The following is an 18,176-nucleotide window of genomic DNA, read 5'->3' on the forward strand; positions in this document are numbered from 1 at the left end:
TGTGGGCAGGTCTGCAGCCCCGGCATCACTCTTCAGCTACGTTTAACTTAGTGCCTTGAAGGCGTCCAGCGCTCGTTGACGCGCAACGCGATGATCCACCATGGGAACCGGATAACCGGTCTGCTGACAGGTGGCGGCATCAGGCGCATGACGCTTTTTTGCGGCAACGTTTGCCAGTTCGGGCACAAACTCTGCAATAAATATGCCTTCCGGGTCAAAGCGTCTGGACTGGGTGGTCGGGTTAAAGATGCGAAAATAGGGTGATGCATCCGTTCCCGTAGAGGCTGCCCACTGCCATCCACCGTTGTTGGCGCCCAGTTCACCATCCACGAGATGCTGTAGAAAAAACGCTTCGCCGCGTCGCCAGTCTATCAGCAGATGTTTGCTGAGAAACATGGCAGTTACCATTCGCAGACGATTATGCATCCATCCGGTCGTTGTCAGCTGGCGCATGGCTGCATCTACCAAGGGGTAACCGGTGTTGCCGTCGCACCAGCGTTGAAAGTCTTCATCGCTGTCACGCCAGACCAGAGCCCTGGTATGTTCCTGAAAGGGCTGGTGGCAATTGACGCGGGGAAAGCCGACCAGTACATGCTGATAGAATTCGCGCCAGACGATCTCGCTGATCCAGCTTTGCAGGTTACTGTCTCCGTCACCCAGATGCCCGCCATTTCTGGCTGCGGCAGCGTTGATGCACTGGCGCCAGGAAATCATGCCTAGCGCCAGCCAGGCCGATAGACCGCTGGTGGCCGTCATGGCTGGAAAGTCGCGCCCGCTGTCATAGTGATGCGCTCTTTTTTGCAGAAAGCGCGCCAGTCGATCCTGCGCAGCCTCCTCGCCGGCAGGCCAGTCTTCGGCACTGATGACGGCACTGCTGGTATCCAATTCCGGAAGGGTGTCGCCTGAAACATCATCTGGAGCAGTTTGTGCCCTGGGCGCATCAAACTGCTGAAGCTGGTTGGCACCAATATTTTTAAGCCAGCTTTTATAAAAGGGCGTAAAGACGCTGTAATAACGCCCATCGCCGGTCAAAAGCTCGCCGGGCGTAAAGGCGACCTGGTCGGTATAGCGATGAACGCCCAGATCGTTGTTATGAAACTGCTCGCTGACCTGTCGATCGCGACGCCGCTCGTTGAGGGCGTATTCATCGTTGAAGTGCACGGCCTCACAGTTGAGGGCCTGTGCCAGTTCAAGAAGTTGCGCGGGCAGGGCGTCAAAGTGCTCGGCACTGATGATTTTCAACGGGATATTGAGGCTGTCCAGATGCCTTGAGAGCACCTCGACCCCGCGCCGCCAGAAAGCGAGCTTGTTGTCACCATGCCCATGTTGTCGCCACTGCTGCGGCGTCCAGCACACCACACCGATCACGGGTCCACGCTGCGCTGCATGGTGAAGGGCGGTATTGTCTTCACATCTCAGGTCGGTTCTAAACCAGACCAGCTGGCGCTTGCTACCCATTTACCGGTTCCTTTCGCAAGCAACCCGCCGTAAGGCGGGTCGCAGTCAATCCAGGAGTTTCTCGATAGAGATTCTTGATATCAGCCATGACGAGCAGTAGCCAGTCTCAGCTGGGCAATCGCTCGGGCCGGGTCGCTGTCCAGTGCGCTCAGGTTTTCCTCATCCGTCTCACGCAGCTGCCGCGTAATGGAACCTGCAACACGAATGGGCAGGATGCCCTGATAGGACGCTTTTGAAAGCTCGCGACGAAGCCCTTCGATATCGGCTTCCATGGCGCCTGAGAGAACGATGGTTCTGGCATTCTTTCGTCGAGCGGCCTCGATAAGCTCGCCCACGGGAACAGAGCCATCAAACAGGGTGATGTAGAAACCGGCACTGCTGACAGTGAAGGCAAACAGAAGCTGCCAGAGCGCACCGCAGCCCCCCGGAAGATAACTCATCAGGATGCGGGGTTCGGTATTTTCATGGTTGCCATGATAAAGCCGCAGGCCCAGCCGGGTTCTCAAAAATGATTCCAGAAAGCATCGCTGTGCCATGGGCGTGGCATGATCTGCCCAGTCATTTTCAAGACGCTCTACAACGGGCTGCCAGAGTCGCGCGATGGCGGTGTTGACCGGGTAAAGACCCATGCTTCGAGTAAAAAGATTCTCGAGGCGGTTGGTATCAAATTCGGCCACGGCATCAATGACTTCAAGGCGTTGACCTTCCCAGTCATGATCCGATGACGCCTCTCCGGTGGGCGATACCTGGTCGCCATCGTTCGACGCTTGAGTATCGTTGGAAGCCTGATCAAGCAGTTCGCCTACCTGACTGACCGGGACGCCCCGATTAAGCCACTGCAGGATACGCTCGACCCGCTCGATGTCTTCGCGAGCGTAGAGTCGATGCCCTTTTGGGGTACGTCTTGGCTGGATCAATCCGTAACGGCGCTCCCATGCACGCAGCGTTACCGAGTTGACGCCGGTCAGGCGCGACACCTCTCTTATGGGATAGAGCGGTCCGCCGACAGCATTTGCCACTTTCTCAGTCATGGTAAAGAGAGCCTCCTTCGCAGTTCCTGCCAGCAGGACCGTGGATTACCCTGAAGGCATCCACGTTGCGAAAATGAGCTATTCGACCTGCATGCATGATTGCTTTGGCCATCATGGTCGAACAAATAAATTTAACCTGTGTATGGCGAGAGTGTAGCAGTATTTGCACAGATGTTGTACGCCAAACTTTATTCTGTACAAGTGCTGTCACGCTGGTTTTCGGCCACGATCGAGACCACGACATCTGCAAACGACGGATGCTGACCCACCGGATCCAGAAGTGTCAGTGAAAGCTCAGGGTGTTCCTGGCGCAGGGCGTCCAGCTGTCCCGGCACGTCTTCGCGCAGGTGGCGTCCGGCGGCAAAAAACAGCGGCAGGATATCGATGGTGTTAAACCCCTCGGCATGCAGTTCTGCTACCACATTTTCGATCAGCGGGTCGCAGAGTTCCATATAGGCCAGTCGAACCGGCGTCGTCATGCGTGTTTTGAGGCGCTGTTCCAGCGTTTCAAAAGGTGCCTGCCAGCGGCTGTCCGTGGAGCCATGGGCCAGTACGATCAGTGCAGTTGTCATGTCAGTCTCATTCCTGAATCAGCAAAATATTGAAGGGGCCGGCCACGCGGGTGGCGGGCACCTTTATGGATGGCAAAGCGCCTGTGCCAGTCGGTTGCCCGATTGCCAGGCCGCCTCGACGCGGCCATCGATACACCAGTCTCCGCAAAGTGATAACCCCTTTGCCATGCCGACAAGGTAGCCAGCAGTGTCTTCTGTCGGCTGGCGAGGCTGGGCATATCGCCATCGATGGGCGCCTCGGGCCCTGATGGCCGGAAGCGGCGCGGGATAAGCGTTCCGAAAGGCCTCGATCATGTCATCCGCCACCCGGGCGGGGTCGGCTTCAAGGTGTCTGTCAGACCAGTCATCACTGGCCAGAAGCGTGATGCGTTCACCTTCATGCTGCCCGGGGCGCGTCTGATTGCGTGCGGCCCAGCGCAGCACCGGTGATGTCTCCAGAAAAACGCCCTGCCAGGCATCGATGCCTTCCGGCATGGCCAGAGTGTCCTCGAACCGCACCCAGGTACTCCAGCAGGAGGACATGTCGGGCAGGGGCAGCAGTGATGTCGCGACCTCGTCCAGAAGCAGCGTCGCCTGAGGTGCCGGGATGGCCAGGATGACATGATCAAATCCTGGCCAGAGCCGGCCATTCTGATCCTCCAGTGTCCAGATCGAATCTGTGCGCGTCATCGAGGTGATACGGACCTGCTGGTGGATGTCCAGCGATTCGGCCAGCGCATCGATCAGGGCTGCCATGGAGGGCACCCCTGAATATCTGGGATGCTCGGGGCGCTGTGATTGCCATTGGCCGTCGACATGACGGGCCATGATGTTTGGCCACTGCGCCACAACTCCCAGCTTCTCGCAGTGTGCGATGACCTTGGCAAAATCAGGGTCACGAACCGTGAAATACTGGGCGCCCAGATCGAACAGGCCGTGCGCGTTGCGCCGCGATGACATTCGCCCGCCGGGCCGGCGGCCCTTGTCAAAAATTTGTACATTCCTTCCCGCCTGCTGCAGTGCGCGTGCAGCAGCCAGCCCGGCCATGCCGGCGCCGACGACGGCTATATTGTGCAAGAAGTCCACGAAAGCCTCAAACTGTCTGAAGGGGAAAGGCCCCGACATCTGCGGGGTTCTGGGCGCTGTCCGGATAAATCTTGTACGTTATATGTACCAAAAGAGCGTTGACGTTAAAAACGGTTCTCTACAGATTTTTGCAGGATAACCAACGGCCATGGCGAATTCCTGCAATGGTCACGTGCCGATCAGGGGAGAGTGACGTGAATATAGTAATCACCGGAGCAACCGGTTTTGTCGGGCAGGCGCTGTGTCAGTACTGGCATGAACAGGGCCATACGCTGATGGTCGTTTCTCGTCAGCCGGACAAGGCGCACGCCACCACTGGTGTGCCGGTCATGGCCCGCGCCGCGGCAGTCGATTTTGCTGATCAGTCAGTGGATGCGATCGTTAATCTGGCCGGTGAACCCATTTTCAATCGTCGCTGGAGCGAGGACCAGAAGGAAAAGCTGATCGCCTCACGCCTCAAGGCCACTCGGGATGTGGGCGAGCTGTGTCAGCGGCTAGAGCAACCACCAAAGCGACTGATTTCGGGCTCGGCAATGGGCTACTACGGTGATCAGGGCAGTCGTGAGGTGACCGAGCAGACCCCGCCTCATGATGAATTCGCCCACAGGCTCTGTCGCGAGTGGGAGGAAGCCGCCCAGCAACTGGCCACGGATCAGATGCAGGTGGCCTGTATCCGGATCGGCCTGGTGCTGGACCGCGATGGCGGCATGCTCAAGCCCATGCGGCCCATGTTCCGTCTGGGGGTAGGCGGTCGGCTCGGGAAAGGACAGCAATACATGCCCTGGGTTCATCGCCATGATCTCGTGCGCATCATCGACTTTTTGCTCAATCATGAGGAAATTCAGGGCGCCTGGAATGCCGGTGCGCCAGCGCCTGTCACCAACGCGGAATTTACCCGCACGCTGGCGGCCAGTCTGAATCGGCCGGCACCCTTTGTCATGCCGGGGCGCGTGGTATCGCTGGCACTGGGGGAGATGTCACAGCTGTTGCTGACCGGGGCCCGCATGCTACCGGCCAGGCTTGAAGCTGCCGGGTTCCGCTTTGAATATCCCACCCTTGAAAAGGCGCTGACCGCCATCGAACATCGCGCCGCCTGAGCGGCGCGACATGCCCGTTTGACCGGCCGCCCGCTTACTGCGGGTCGACGGTCACGATGACACGCACGGCATCCAGCTGCAGGCGGGTGCCGGCAATGGCGTCATCCAGTGCTGCACGCTCGTGACGCAGCATCTCGATCTCCTCGGCACGCACGTCCGGGTTGCGCTGTGCCAGCGCCTCCAGTCGATCGATTTCACCTTCCAGCTGGGTGGCCATTTGCGCTCTGGCCTGATCCACCAGCGCCGGCAGCTCGGCCTCGGCCTGTTGCTCGGCCTGACCAAACAGCTCGCGCAGCTGCTGCTGGCGCTCTCGCACCAGGTTGCGGGCGACCCCCTTTTTGACGTGACGCAGATTCTTCGCCAGTCCGCCAAAGGAGACCTTGTCGGACAGTACCTGCCCTGACTCATCGAGCAGCACGCGCACGGTGGCAGGTGGGAAGAAGCGATTGACGTGCAGCGCCTTCGGCGCACTGGTACGCGTGCGAAAGATCGCTTCCATCATGAAGCGCCCGCCCGGAATGGAGGGGTGGGCCAGCAGCGCCAGCGCCGTATTGCCCATGCTCTCATTGGTGGCCTTTGAGAGCATCTCGCGCACCAGCGGGTGCTCCCAGGAGAGTCGCTGAAGATCGTCGCGGGCCAGCGCGCGCTGGCGAGACCGGGTGGCAGTGAAGCCCTCTTCGCCGCGGATCAGACCGGGCATGCCATCCACCATGTGCGATCCCGGGTGCAGATAGGTCAGGCCTTCATCCGTTTCCCGGGTGTCGATGCCAAAGACGTCCAGCGCCTGATCGAGATAGCGATCAAGCGTTGCATCATCATCCAGCGACTGAACGGCTTCGATCATGTCATTGGCATGGGCTGCGTCAAACGAGCTCCATGCGAGCAGACGGTCGCGACCGGCCTCGCGTTCCTGACGTGTCTGGACGGCCAGCGTGCGGGATTGTTCGATGACCTCGTCCAGTGCCTCCTTGTCCAGCAGGGCATCAAACAGCGCATCGCCATGGGCATCGCTGACCACGCTGCCCAGACCGCTGGGCGCTTCAAAGGCGGCCAGCGCTTCCTGATACCAGCGCAACAGCGCACCGGAAGGGCTGCCGGTCATGATCGGCAGGTGAATCTCGACGTCATGCTGCTGGCCGATTCGGTCCAGGCGGCCAATGCGCTGTTCCAGCTGATCAGGATGCGGCGGCAGATCAAACAGGATCAGATGGTGGCAGAACTGGAAGTTGCGACCTTCGGAGCCGATTTCAGAGCAGATCAGAAGCGGGCTGCCATCTTCGGCCTCGGCGAAGGCGGCCGCGGCGCGATCCCGCTCGATCAGTGTCATGTTTTCATGAAAGACCGGTACGTGAAGCCCGGTCAGTACCTGCAGTCCGGCGGCCAGCTCGCGGGCAGTTTCCCCGTAGTGGCAGATCAATAAGGCCTTCTCGCCGGGATGGCTCTTGAGCCATTCACGCAGCCAGGCCATGCGCGGATCAAGTCGCCACCAGCGCTCATCGTCCTGCGTGTCCTGTCGGCGCGCCTCAAAGGTGGCCTCGGGGTAAAGCAGAATCTCCGGGTAATCCAGGCCGGTCTCGATCAGGAGACTGTCCAGATAGTCCTCGTCGCGGGTAATGCGCTGCTCGATACGGCGATAGGCGCCCGGGTTTTCCAGCTCGCTGACGTGCAAATGGCGCACCGGAAAGCCGCTGACATGGCGGCGACTATTGCGGAACATGACCCGGCCGATGCCGTAGCGGTCGAGCAGGACGCGCCGCAGTGATTCCCGCAGCGACGGCTGTTCCTCGGCATCCGCCTGCATCAGGTTGTCCAGCAGGCTCAGCGCCTGGGGATCTTCCTCAACGAGGTGATGCAGGACATCGTACTGCTGTGTCTGTGCCGGCAGATGCTCCAGTACCTTGATGGCCTCGGCAAGCGAGGCGTGGCCACGCTGTTCGGCTCTAAAGGCATCAATGTCGTGGTAACGCTCGGGGTCCAGCAGGCGCAGACGGGCGAAGTGGCTGACATCGCCCATCTGCTCCGGGGTGGCGCTCAAAAGCAGCATTCCGGTGCGCTGCGTCGCCAGCGCTTCCACGCACTGATAGCCGGTGTCGCCGCCGTTTTCCGGGTCCCATTCCAGGTGCTGGGCTTCATCAACGATCAGCATGTCCCAGGCACAGGCCTGCGCCTGACTCTGGCGCTCGGGGCTGGCAAACATCCACTGCTGGCTCGCCAGCACCAGCTGCGCGGATTCAAACGGGTTGCCATCGCTGCCGCGGGCCTGGCTTTGCTGTTCATCCAGAAGCGTGACTTCAATGGAGAAACGGCGCAGCAGCTCGACCAGCCACTGATGCGTCAGACTGTCCGGCACCAGAATCAGGGCGCGCTCAACGCGCCCGGTCAGCAGCATGCGATGCAGTACCAGGCCGGCCTCAATGGTCTTGCCCAGACCGACTTCATCGGCCAGCAACACACGCGGCAGGCGGCGGCTGGCGATGTCATCGGCGATATGGAGCTGATGCGGGATCAGGTCGATACGCGGGCCGGACAGGCCAAAACCGGGATGGCGCTCAACGCGCGCGAGGTGCTGAAGGCTGCGGTAGCGCAGGTTGAAGGCGTCATTGCGATCGATCTGGCCGGTCAGCAGACGGTCGCGGGCCTGATGAAACTGCATGCGATCGCTGATGCGGGATTCGGGAAGCTCACGCTCGCCGTTGCTGTCCTGACCGAGGTAGGTGATGCGGCCGCCTTCATCGCGCAGCTCGCTGACCAGCAGGCTCTGGCCGTCATCGGTATCAATGCGGTCACCGCGGCCGAACACCACGCGGGTCAGGGGCGCTTCGCGCACGCTGTAGGTACGGGTTTCATCGCTGGCGGCAAACAGGACGGTCACGCTGCGCGCGTCGCAGTTCAGGATGGTGCCAAGGCCCAGCTCTGTTTCGCCGTCACTGATGAAGCGTTGACCGGGAGTAAAATTGCTCATGATGCCTCGAAAATGTCGCCTCTGGGGCGCGCGGGTACAAATGTGAATCGGTCATCGACTGGAGATGCACTGTCGTGGGTCACCGGCACGGTCTGCCATCAGCCCTGACCCTTGAAAAGGGGCCTATCTTAACCAAAAGAGAAGGGGTTCGGGGCACTGATGTGAGCATGTGTCACGGCCATCAGGGGATGGCGGCGGTCATCACCGAAAGATCATGAGCGCGCGTCAGGGTATTGTCCGGCGCCACGTGCAGCAGTACCGGCAGGCGGCGATGCCCGGTCAGAGCCAGCAGGCGCTGTCCGGGATCCAGCAGCAGGGACGTATCCTCAAGGCCGAGCCGCTGGTCAGGATGTTGATCCAGATAACGAAGCACGGCCAGAAGCGGTTCGCCCTGATTGACCAGTGTCAGCTCCGGGCGACGTCCGGCGGGCTGCTCGGCCAGTCGTTGAAGCCATTGCCGGCAGGGGCGGCAGTCGCTGCGCCACAGTAGAAGGTAATGGGCGGAGGCTGTCCTGTCCGGCGTTACCGGGCGGCCCTCAAGGGATTCGAGCGTCACTGCTGGCAGGGACCCGGCGAGCGGCGTGGGCAGGGCCGTGCGCCACTGTTCCAGCCCCCACCAGAGACCGCTGGCCATCATGAGCACAAGGCACAGTTTCCCCTGCAGCGCTGGGCGCCGGCGACACGACCACAGTGTCCACACCAGCAGGGCGAGCAGACCGCCGGCGGGAGCGAACCCGGCCTGCCAGAGCTGTGCCTGCCACGAACGCTCAAGGGACCCGCTGCCGGCAAGCCATGCCCAGAGCGCCGCCCCGGTCGGCCAGCACACCAGCGCGCCCAGTGCCCAGAATGTCGTCGTGGCCCGCGCTGAAGGGCTGACAAGATGTGCCGTTAATAGCGTTATCGTGGCACAGGCCACGGCCAGTGGTGCCGGAGACAAAAAGAACATGGCACTATCAGGGAGATCCATTCGTTTTTTCCATCATGCGTTAGAATTGGCCCGGCCGGCGTGTCCGGCCATGCTTGCTGATCCATGTTGTTGCCGGTGATTTTCATGCCCGATTCCCGCGCCAGACGCGCTCGCCGTCGTGATACGCCACGTATCGTGGCCATTTCAGCCCAGGCGATCGGCTTTATTCTGATCGTGCTCTTTGAGACCCTGTTGCCTGAGCATCTCAAACGTCCGTCCCAGGGCCTTGTCCTGGTCGCCATGCTCGTGGCAGCGCTTTACGCTGCTCTGCTGCGTCGCTATTACCGCAATCGGTCGCTGAAGCGTCGCGACCATGAGTCCTTTCATGACCAATGATATGAGTGCCGGTGCCCTGAGGCGCTGGGCGAAACAGCATGGCCAGGCGTCCAGTAACAGCAGCGGCATGCGTCTGCTGTCCGATGGCCTTGAGGCCTTTGAAGTACGTGCCCATCTGGCACGCTACGCTGAATACAGCATCGACAGCTTGAGCTATCTCCTTGAGGACGGCACCACGACCCGGGTGTTGATGGCCGAGCTTCTGGCCGCGGCCGAACGCGGCGTCCAGGTCAGGATGCTGGTGGATGACATGAGCGCCATCAGCGTGCAGGGCATGCTGCGGGCCATGCAGACCCATCCCAATATTGAAGTGCGTCTTTTCAACCCGGCCACCTTCTGGCGCCGTTACACCTGGAGCCATCGACTGGCCATGGCGCTGACCATTCGCCAGGCACATCGGCGCATGCACAACAAGCTCTGGCTGGTGGATGGCATGGTCGGTATCGCGGGAGGGCGCAACCTCAGCGATGACTACTTCATCACCAAAAGCGAACACAATTTCGCCGATCTCGACATGCTGGTGGCCGACGGTCACGTGGCAGAGCAGATGCGCGAGTGCTTTCGTCAGTACTGGCATGGCCGCTGCGTCCGCACCCTGATGTCTCTGATGCCCAAAGCGCCGGATCATGACTGGCAGGCCCTGCGCGAAACGCTCAAACAACAGCTTTCCGGCGAGGAACTGGCAGACTCTGCCTTTTTGTCCATCCATCAGGGTGAACAACGCGCGCTTGAAGAGGGGCTGGGCGAGCTGGTTCAGGCCGAAGGCGAGCTTTACTGGGACCATCCGGACAAGCCGTGTCAACCGGGATATCCACCCCGCGAGCTGATCATGGGACCTGCCATCGGGGCGATGGTGGCCAACACGCAAACGCAGATAAAGATTGTCTCGGCCTATTTTGTGCCCAGTGAGCGCGATGTGATCGATATTGAAGCGCTGCTGGAAAGGGGGGTACGCGTGACCGTATTGACCAACTCCCTGCAGTCCAATGACACGCCGGTGGTCAATGGCGGCTATGCGCCCTGGCGGGCACGCTTTCTGGAAAAGGGGGCACACATGCATGAGCTGCGACACGGCCACAAGCCGCGCCGACGCCGTAAGCACCATTTCGGCATCATGGCGTCCAGTCTGCATGGCAAGGCCATGGTCATGGATGACAAAAAGCTCTTTATCGGCTCGTTCAATATCGACCCGCGCTCCACCTGGTGGAACAACGAAATGGGTCTGCGGGTGGAGCATGAGGGGCTGGCAGCGCAGCTTGACGGCGTGATAGAGCGGGCCTTAAGTCCGGCCAGCAGCTTCAGGGTTGAACAGGATGACAAGGGCCAGCTTTCGTGGCTGATTGTGGATGAAAACAATCGGGCGCATCGGCTGCTGAAGGAGCCCGGCAGTCTGTCGGCCCGTGCTCAAAAATGGCTGGGCGGCCTGCCGGGCATTCGGCGACTGCTCTAGAGCAGTCTCGAAAAAGAGGGGAAGGGGCGTGCGTCAGCTGTTGTGCTCGATGGCTTCTTCGGCCGTACAGGCAATATTGTCGATGATGGTCCACTGCTCCGGCGTACCCCCTTTCTCCACGGCGTCAATGAGAGCAGCGGTGGCACGGCGCAGGTAGGGCTTGCCATCTTCCTCGTGCGCCTTTTCAAGATCGCCTTCCATGTCCTCGATCAGCGCCTCGACGCCTTCGTAATCATCACTCCATTCAAGCGCCTGGCTGGCGGCTTCCTTGATGGTCTCTCCAACACCAATGATGGCGCTGTCACTGGCGACAATATAACCGCTGGCATTCATGGGCATGCATCCTCTTTGGCCGTTCGACGAAGGTGCCGGCATCACCGGCGTTTGTCGGACATAAGCATCAGTATAGACATGCCTGCGCCGTCCTCGACAATCCCTCGCTGGCACATCCCTGTGTCACATGTGATGAGGCCGGCTATGCTCAACTCAAATGTTCAACGCCTGCGTCAGGGAGACAACATGCTGCCATTGATCGATCGGGGCCAGAGCGAGACTGCGCTGGTCATGATGCACTTTTTCGGCAATTCACATCGGGAATGGCTCGAGGTCATCGAGCATCTGGGACCGGGACATCGCTGCATTGCGCTGGACCTGCCCGGGTTTGGCGACGCGGCAGACCGTGAAGGGTTCGATACCTGCGCCATGGCGGATCAGGTCGAGCAGACCATTGAGGCGCTGGGCCTTGAGCGGGTGGTGCTGGTCGGCCACTCCTTTTCCGGCAAGGTGGCCATGGTGCTGGCGGCCAGAAGGCCCCGGTGGCTGGTGTCGATGGTGCTGGTCGCACCGGCGCCGGCCGGCCCGCAGCCGGTCAGCGAAGAGGAGCGCGAGTTCCAGCAGGCCTTTGATCACAGTCGTGCCCAGGCCGAGGCCTTCATTGATGGTGCGATTGCCCGGAGTCTTTCTCCCGCGCGCTATCGTGACGCCGTGGACGATGCCATGCGTGCCTCCCCCGAGGCCTGGCAGGCCTGGCCGCGCCACGGCAGTCGCGAGGATTTCTCAAGGGAAGTCGGTGTGCTGGACTATCCGACACTGATTGTCGTGGGCGATCAGGACCCCTCATTACCGCCGCAGACTCAAAGGGATCTGGTGCTGGGGCAGTTCGCCGCGCCGCGCCTTGAGGTCATCCCTGATCACGGCCATCTGCTGCCAATGGAAATGCCAAAGGCGCTGGCCGACCTGATTGCTGATTTTGCCGTACACGCCGGTCAGCAGCGCAGTTAAGGGAACGGCGGCTGTCGCTTTTGCAATACGACCAATGGATGTCATGCCTGACGCCTATCGGGCGTCCGGTACATTGTGTTACGACATTGCCCCTGTATACATTGACCTCGCATGACAGCGCCTGATCGACAAGGGCGTGCGAATACCAATGAATCAGGGGATGGCACCATGAATTATAAAAGCGGACTGATAGCAGCCTCACTGGCCCTGCTGATGCTGGGCGGTTGCAGCGATGACAGCGACAGCCAGAAGGCTGAAAACGGTGCAAATGCCCAGCAGGACAGCGCTGACAGCCAGAACGCCGGCAGTGATGCCACGGCGGATCCGGTTCAGCTGGTATTCGGCACCGGCGGCACCTCGGGGGCCTACTACGCGCTGGGTGGCGCACTGAAGTCGGTGCTCGAGGCCAGTCCGGTGGTCAGCAACGTACAGGTCGTTTCGACCGGTGCTTCGGTACAAAACATTCAAAATATCCAGGACGGATTGAATCAGCTGGCCATCGTCATGAGCGATGTGGCCTATGACGCTGTCAACGGGCAGAACCAGTTCGAAAACAATCCTGCCGATATCACCGCCATCGCCGGGCTGTACCCCAACGTGGTGCAGATCGTGGCGCTTGATAACAGCGGTATCAACAGCATCGCGGACATGGCCGGCAAGCGCATTGGTGTCGGCCAGGTCGGCTCGGGCGTGGAAGCCAGCGCCAGGATTGCACTGGCGGCGGCCGGTCTCGATTACGACGATCTGGCGCGCGTCAGCCATACCGGCTATGCCGACAGCGTGACCGAAATGAGCAACGGCAATCTGGACGCTGCCTTTTTCACTTCTGGCGTGCCCAACAGCAACATCACCGGTCTGATGCAAAGCCGCGACATCAGGTTCGTCAACATTGATGGCGATACCGCGCAGAAGCTGATGAAGGATTATCCCTACTACCAGAGCTACACCATTCCTGCTGGCGCCGCCGAGCGCTATAACCTTTCCGAACCGGTCAATACCGTGGCGATCCGCAACCTGCTGGTGGCACCGGCCGGCATGCGTGAAGATGTGGCCGAGGATCTGGCCCGTCGCTTTGACGAGTATCTCGACTCCGGTCAGGTCGCTGTGGGGGCGCTGCGAGAAGTGGGGGCCGATACGCTGGATCAGGATCTGGTCCTGCCGGTGCATCCCGGCGCCAAGCACTATTACGACAGTCGCCACAACAGCGCTCAGGGTAGTAACGCCGAAAGTGATGCCGTTGACAGCGACGCTGCTGACAACGGGACCACCGACCATAACGCTACCTGAGCCAGTACGTGTCCCGTCGTCACGGCTGGCTGGTGCTGTATGCACTGGTACTGCTGCTGGTGCTTTGCTGGCCCCGGTCCTGGCTGGTGGTCAGCGAGCTTCACGCCGAAGGCGCCGCCGAGCGGCGCTATGTATTTTCCGGCGATGATGGCACGCGGTTTTCACTGCGCTGGCAGCACTCGGTCGAGCGTGAAGACTGGATCGAAACCTTCGAGCTGTCCCATGGCGGCATCGAGGTGGTACGCAGCCGCTTCAAGACCTTTGGTGCCGGTGTGCCGGATACCGGTCGACCCAGTCGTCTGGAGCACGGCTGGGTCGTGCTGGATGACCTTCATCGGTCGGTAGACCCGATGCTGGTACAGGCGGCCTCGCGCGAGCACTATCGCATGGCGTACGGCGGGCACTGCTTCGATCTTGCCGCCCTTGGGCCGGCACCGCTTCTGCATTTCCAACAACAACGGTTGCCACCGGTGCTGGTGATGGGGGCTCTGTTGCGCCCGTGGTGGCACCGAATGACCCGCGGCCATCAGGATGTCGGGTCGGTCTCGAGAGAACAGCATGAACACAAAAATGGATAGCCGGGATGCGCCGGGTGAAAAGCGTGACGGCGCCGAGCTGACCGGCGGTCTGGCAGGCGGGGACGAGCGCGCGGCACTGGACCCTGCGCTGCTGGAAAAATACGACCGCGAGAGTGCCATACGTCACAGTCTGCCGACCTTGTTTGCCCGCGTGGTCTCCGTTCTGGCCGTACTGCTGGCGATTTTTCATCTTTACACTTCAACGGCCGGGCCGCTGATCGATATTCAGCAGCGCAGTATTCACCTGTATACGCTGCTGGCGCTGGCCTTTGTGCTTTACCCCTTCACCCGCAAGGGCGCGCGTGATCGGGTACCGGTTCGCGATGTGATTCTGGCGCTGGTCGCCATCGGTATCGGCATCTACATGATCTTTTCTACCCAGCGGATCATTCTGGCCGCCGGGCGCATCACCGATCTGGACATGGTGATCGGAATTGTCGCCATTGTGCTGGTGCTGGACGCCACCCGGCGTGTGACCGGCTGGGGGCTGACGCTTTTGGCCACGGCCTTTCTGGCCTACGGTATTTATGCACGCCTGTCGTTTTATCCCGAGCTTAACCCCGACATTCTGATGGCCATCGGCCGTCAGCTGATGTCGCATCTGGTCTACATCACCGAAGGCCTGCTGGGCTCGGCCATTGCCGTGTCGGCCAGCTATATTATCCTGTTTATCCTTTTTGGCGCCTTTCTGGGCAAGTCGGGGCTCGGTCAGCTCTTTAACGACCTGGCGCTGGCGGTGGCAGGGCATTCCCGCGGCGGGCCGGCCAAGGTGGCGGTGATTGCCAGCGGGTTTCTGGGCTCGATCAACGGCTCGGCCATTGCCAACGTGGTCACGACCGGTGCCTTTACCATCCCCCTGATGAAAAAGACCGGCTACAAGGCCAACTTTGCCGGCGCCGTGGAGGCGGCCGCCAGTGTCGGCGGGCAGATCCTGCCGCCCATCATGGGAGCGGCGGCCTTCATCATGGCCGAGGTGCTGTCAGTGCCCTATACCCAGGTCATGCTGGCCGGCATCATCCCGGCGCTGCTCTTTTATCTGGGCGTACTGATTCAGGTGCACCTGCGTGCACTGCGTAACGGTCTCAAGGGCATTCCGCGTGATCAGCTCTCACCGGTGCGGGCGGTCATGGTCGAGCGCGGGCATCTGCTGGTGCCCATGGCGGTATTGATCTGGCTGCTGGCTGACGGGCGGGCACCGTTTTTCGCTGCCTTCTGGTCGATTGGTGCCACGGTGCTGATCTGCGGCACACGGCGCGTGGTGATCGGCTTGTCGCTGATTCTGCTGGCGCTGATCTTTCAGCCCCAGCTGGAAGGGCTGATGGTGGGGCGTGGTATCCCGGCTATCTCCGCCGGTCGGCTATGGCTGCTGGCGGTGATCGTGGTACCGGTAGTCATTAATGTACTGCGGGCCACAAAGGGCATTGTTGCCGAAACCATGACCGCGCGTGACTGTGTTGATGCCATGGAAGGGGGCATTCGCAATGCCATTCCGGTGGCCGTGGCCTGTGGGGCCGTGGGCATCATCGTGGGGGTCGCCACACTGACCGGTATTGCGCTTGAAGCGGCCGATGCCGTGGTGGCGCTGGGCTCACAGATCCCCAGCCCGACCCTGCAGCTGATGGTCACGCTGCTTTTGACCATGCTGGCATCGATCGTGCTGGGCATGGGCCTGCCCAGTATCCCGACCTATATCATCACCAGCACCATGGCAGCGCCGATTCTGCTCAATCTGCCGCTGTTCCGGGAACTCTCTGGCAGCAATGAGACGGCCGTATTTGTGGCGCACATGTTTGTGTTCTATTTCGGCATCTTTGCCAACCTGACCCCGCCGGTGGCGCTGGCCGCCTATGCCGGTGCGGGCATCAGCGGTGGTTCACCCAATGCCACCGGCTTCCAGGCCATGAAGCTGGCCATTGCCGGATTTGTAGTGCCTTTCATGTTCGTGTTTGCACATGAAATGCTGATGATCGATTCCACACTTGCCAATATCACGATGGTGCTGGTGACCAGCGTGGCCGGGGTGACGCTGCTGGCCGTGGCTGCCGAGGGCTATCTGTGGACGAAGGTCAACATGATCATGCGGCTGCTGTCGCTTGTTGGGGCGCTGATGCTGATCTTCCCGGGGGTCTGGACCGACATTGCCGGGGCGGCGATCGCAGTCATCGTGTTTGTGACCAATCGAGCGCTGGCGGGAAGGGCGGCATCAGGCGTGTCAGACAGTGCTGTCTGACACCCACTGAGCCGGTCGGGTCACTTACCGGCGGCCTGACCGGATGTCGGCGAGAATTTCGTAGCTGCGCAGTCGGTCGGCATGCTCGAAAAAGTCCGAATTGACCATCACCTCGTTAACCCCCGTTCGCTCGATAAAGGCTTCGAGTTCGCGACGAACGGTGTCCGGGCCGCCAACGATGGAGGCCCCCAGGTTGTTGGAAATGGCGGCCTGCTCATGCGGGCTCCAGTCCATCTCGCGCACCGGCGGCGCCAGCTGAATACGGCGCCCCCGAATCAGCGACAAAAATTTCTGCTGCTGGGTGGTGGCCTGATACTGCGCCTCTTCATCGGTGTCCGCGGCGATCAGTGGAATGCCGGCCATGGCGTAGGGTTCGCTCAGCACCTCTGACGGCTGGAACTGCGTCCGGTACAGCCGCAGCGCTTCCATCATGTAGCCCGGCGCAAACTGCCCGGCGAAGGCAAACGGCAGTCCCAGATGTGCGGCAAGCTGGGCGCTATAGCCGCTGGAACCCAGCAACCAGAGCGGCACATGGGTGCCCTGACCGGGCCAGGCGCTGACACGCTGTCCGGGCTGCTCATCACCCAGATAGCGAGAGAGCTCTGCAACCTGCTGGGGGAAATCGCTCACACCGCTTTGCGGATTGCGGCCCAGCGCGGCAATGGTGGCGCCATCGGTACCGGGCGCGCGGCCCAGCCCCAGATCGATACGATCGGGATAAAGCGTGGCCAGGGTGCCGAACTGTTCGGCCACCACCAGCGGGGGGTGGTTGGGCAACATGACCCCGCCTGAGCCGACCCTGATGGTCGAGGTAGCGCCAGCAACATGGCCGATCAGTACCGAGGTGGCGGCGCTGGCGATACCGGCGGCGTTGTGATGTTCGGCCAGCCAGAAGCGGTGATAGCCCAGCGCCTCGGCGTGACGCGCCAGAGTGACCGTATTGTCAAAGGTCTCGGCGATGGTGCCGCCCTGACGCACTGGCGCCAGATCCAGTACGGACAGGCGGGTATTGGCAAGTAGGGACATGATGACCTCTGTCAATTGCGGGAAAGCGTTGCTGTCAGCATATCATTAGCAGGCTTATTACGTGTGAGGTCGGGGCGCGGCATTGATAATTCAAGTGTCACAGAGGCAAGGCGGGACAACCGGCCACAAAAAAGCCGGCAGCGCCGGCTTTTCCAGAACGGGTCAGGGTCGTTCGATCAGTGATGCTGTGCGTGTGGGTCGCGGCGAATCTCGTATTCCCCTTCCAGCGTGGCATGTCCGCCGGCCGCGCTCGTGTGGCCCTGCCAGGTCTGACCCTGACGGCCTGCCTGTTTTTTCATCCTGTGGCGTACCAGCGGCATCATGGCCCACCCCAGCAGGATAAAGAAAAGGGCCAGTACGCTGCCCAGCATCAGCAGAATGCCAAAAACCATCCACGCACCCAGCATCTTGAGCGCGCCGGGCTGACGGGAGGGCTGTGCGGCCCGGGCGCGTGACTTCATCTCTTCGGCCATGCGCCATGCGGCGTTATAACTCTGTTCTGCCATGTAAACACTCCTCACGGGTAGTGGCTGAATCAAAATGGCTGATCATAAGACAATAGCGCTTGTGGCAGGTTCATGCTCGCCGGCGTGATTCAGTTTTGTGTCAGGGGCGGTCTGTCGAGAGCGAAACAAGGGGCTATTGAGAGAAAAGCAAAGGTCTGTCGAGAGAGAAAAAGGGTCTGTCGAGAGAAAGACAATGGGCTTTCGGAAAACACGAGGCGTTGAAGAAATACGGATCGTTCGAGATCAGGCGGGGCAGCCCTGACGCCCGAAAGAAAAACTCTTTCGGGCATACAGGAGCGCTGCTGTGTTCGGAGTATCGGACCGAACAGG

The 18,176-nt window shown here is 60.8% G+C and carries 16 protein-coding genes; 7 read left to right on the plus strand and 9 right to left on the minus strand.

Annotation, left to right across the window (positions count from 1 at the left end; translation table 11 throughout):
- Positions 1 to 42: 42 nt before the first annotated feature.
- The 4 genes from phrB to ACUN8C_RS02500 form a co-directional block, all read right to left on the minus strand.
- Complete coding sequence (phrB, locus tag ACUN8C_RS02485; RefSeq protein ID WP_445620745.1) at positions 43 to 1,458, minus strand: deoxyribodipyrimidine photo-lyase; 1,416 nt, start codon at positions 1,456 to 1,458, stop codon at positions 43 to 45.
- 80 nt (positions 1,459 to 1,538) lie between these two features.
- On the minus strand, positions 1,539 to 2,489 hold the full coding sequence (locus ACUN8C_RS02490; protein ID WP_445620746.1) for a MerR family transcriptional regulator: 951 nt from the start codon (positions 2,487 to 2,489) through the stop codon (positions 1,539 to 1,541).
- 188 nt (positions 2,490 to 2,677) lie between these two features.
- Positions 2,678 to 3,061 (minus strand): sirohydrochlorin chelatase, encoded by a 384-nt coding sequence (locus tag ACUN8C_RS02495; RefSeq protein WP_445620747.1) that lies wholly within the window; start codon positions 3,059 to 3,061, stop codon positions 2,678 to 2,680.
- A gap of 63 nt (positions 3,062 to 3,124) precedes the next feature.
- Positions 3,125 to 4,165, minus strand: coding sequence for an NAD(P)/FAD-dependent oxidoreductase (locus ACUN8C_RS02500; protein WP_445620748.1), 1,041 nt, complete (start codon positions 4,163 to 4,165; stop codon positions 3,125 to 3,127).
- A 155-nt stretch (positions 4,166 to 4,320) separates the two neighbouring features.
- Here ACUN8C_RS02500 and ACUN8C_RS02505 point away from each other — a divergent pair, with 155 nt between their 5' ends.
- Positions 4,321 to 5,223 (plus strand): TIGR01777 family oxidoreductase, encoded by a 903-nt coding sequence (locus tag ACUN8C_RS02505; RefSeq protein ID WP_445620749.1) that lies wholly within the window; start codon positions 4,321 to 4,323, stop codon positions 5,221 to 5,223.
- A 34-nt stretch (positions 5,224 to 5,257) separates the two neighbouring features.
- On the opposite strand, the gene rapA is transcribed toward ACUN8C_RS02505, so the two are convergent.
- On the minus strand, positions 5,258 to 8,185 hold the full coding sequence (gene rapA / locus ACUN8C_RS02510; protein WP_445620750.1) for an RNA polymerase-associated protein RapA: 2,928 nt from the start codon (positions 8,183 to 8,185) through the stop codon (positions 5,258 to 5,260).
- A 181-nt stretch (positions 8,186 to 8,366) separates the two neighbouring features.
- A complete protein-coding gene (locus ACUN8C_RS02515) occupies positions 8,367 to 9,152 on the minus strand; it encodes a hypothetical protein (protein WP_445620751.1) in 786 nt (261 codons plus the stop codon).
- Positions 9,153 to 9,236: 84 nt separating this feature from the next.
- Here ACUN8C_RS02515 and ACUN8C_RS02520 point away from each other — a divergent pair, with 84 nt between their 5' ends.
- Positions 9,237 to 9,488: a hypothetical protein gene (locus ACUN8C_RS02520; RefSeq protein WP_108843372.1), complete on the plus strand. Its 252-nt coding sequence runs from the start codon at positions 9,237 to 9,239 to the stop codon at positions 9,486 to 9,488.
- Positions 9,478 to 10,938, plus strand: a complete 1,461-nt coding sequence (locus tag ACUN8C_RS02525; RefSeq protein WP_445620752.1) for a phospholipase D-like domain-containing protein — start codon at positions 9,478 to 9,480, stop codon at positions 10,936 to 10,938. The genes ACUN8C_RS02520 and ACUN8C_RS02525 overlap by 11 nt, the downstream gene beginning before the upstream one ends.
- Positions 10,939 to 10,971: 33 nt before the next feature.
- Here the strand turns inward: ACUN8C_RS02525 and ACUN8C_RS02530 are convergent, their stop codons facing one another.
- Positions 10,972 to 11,277, minus strand: a complete 306-nt coding sequence (locus tag ACUN8C_RS02530; protein WP_445620753.1) for a hypothetical protein — start codon at positions 11,275 to 11,277, stop codon at positions 10,972 to 10,974.
- Positions 11,278 to 11,415: 138 nt separating this feature from the next.
- On the opposite strand from ACUN8C_RS02530, the gene ACUN8C_RS02535 reads away from it, so the two are divergent.
- The 4 genes from ACUN8C_RS02535 to ACUN8C_RS02550 all read left to right on the plus strand — a co-directional run bounded on the left by ACUN8C_RS02535 (position 11,416) and on the right by ACUN8C_RS02550 (position 16,314).
- Positions 11,416 to 12,219: an alpha/beta fold hydrolase gene (locus tag ACUN8C_RS02535; protein ID WP_445620754.1), complete on the plus strand. Its 804-nt coding sequence runs from the start codon at positions 11,416 to 11,418 to the stop codon at positions 12,217 to 12,219.
- A 168-nt stretch (positions 12,220 to 12,387) separates the two neighbouring features.
- The gene (locus tag ACUN8C_RS02540; RefSeq protein WP_445620755.1) at positions 12,388 to 13,506 is read left to right on the plus strand and encodes a TAXI family TRAP transporter solute-binding subunit; all 1,119 of its coding nucleotides are present in this window, start codon (positions 12,388 to 12,390) and stop codon (positions 13,504 to 13,506) included.
- Positions 13,507 to 13,514: 8 nt separating this feature from the next.
- Positions 13,515 to 14,084, plus strand: coding sequence for a DUF1850 domain-containing protein (locus tag ACUN8C_RS02545; RefSeq protein ID WP_445620756.1), 570 nt, complete (start codon positions 13,515 to 13,517; stop codon positions 14,082 to 14,084).
- A complete protein-coding gene (locus ACUN8C_RS02550) occupies positions 14,065 to 16,314 on the plus strand; it encodes a TRAP transporter permease (protein ID WP_445620757.1) in 2,250 nt (749 codons plus the stop codon). The genes ACUN8C_RS02545 and ACUN8C_RS02550 overlap by 20 nt, the downstream gene beginning before the upstream one ends.
- Positions 16,315 to 16,338: 24 nt before the next feature.
- Here ACUN8C_RS02550 and ACUN8C_RS02555 read toward each other — a convergent pair whose 3' ends face one another.
- Positions 16,339 to 17,340, minus strand: a complete 1,002-nt coding sequence (locus tag ACUN8C_RS02555; protein WP_445620758.1) for an LLM class flavin-dependent oxidoreductase — start codon at positions 17,338 to 17,340, stop codon at positions 16,339 to 16,341.
- A 176-nt stretch (positions 17,341 to 17,516) separates the two neighbouring features.
- Positions 17,517 to 17,846, minus strand: coding sequence for a hypothetical protein (locus ACUN8C_RS02560; protein WP_445620759.1), 330 nt, complete (start codon positions 17,844 to 17,846; stop codon positions 17,517 to 17,519).
- Between the last annotated feature and the right edge of the window lie 330 nt (positions 17,847 to 18,176).

The organism is Kushneria sp. Sum13 (assembly GCF_052692355.1).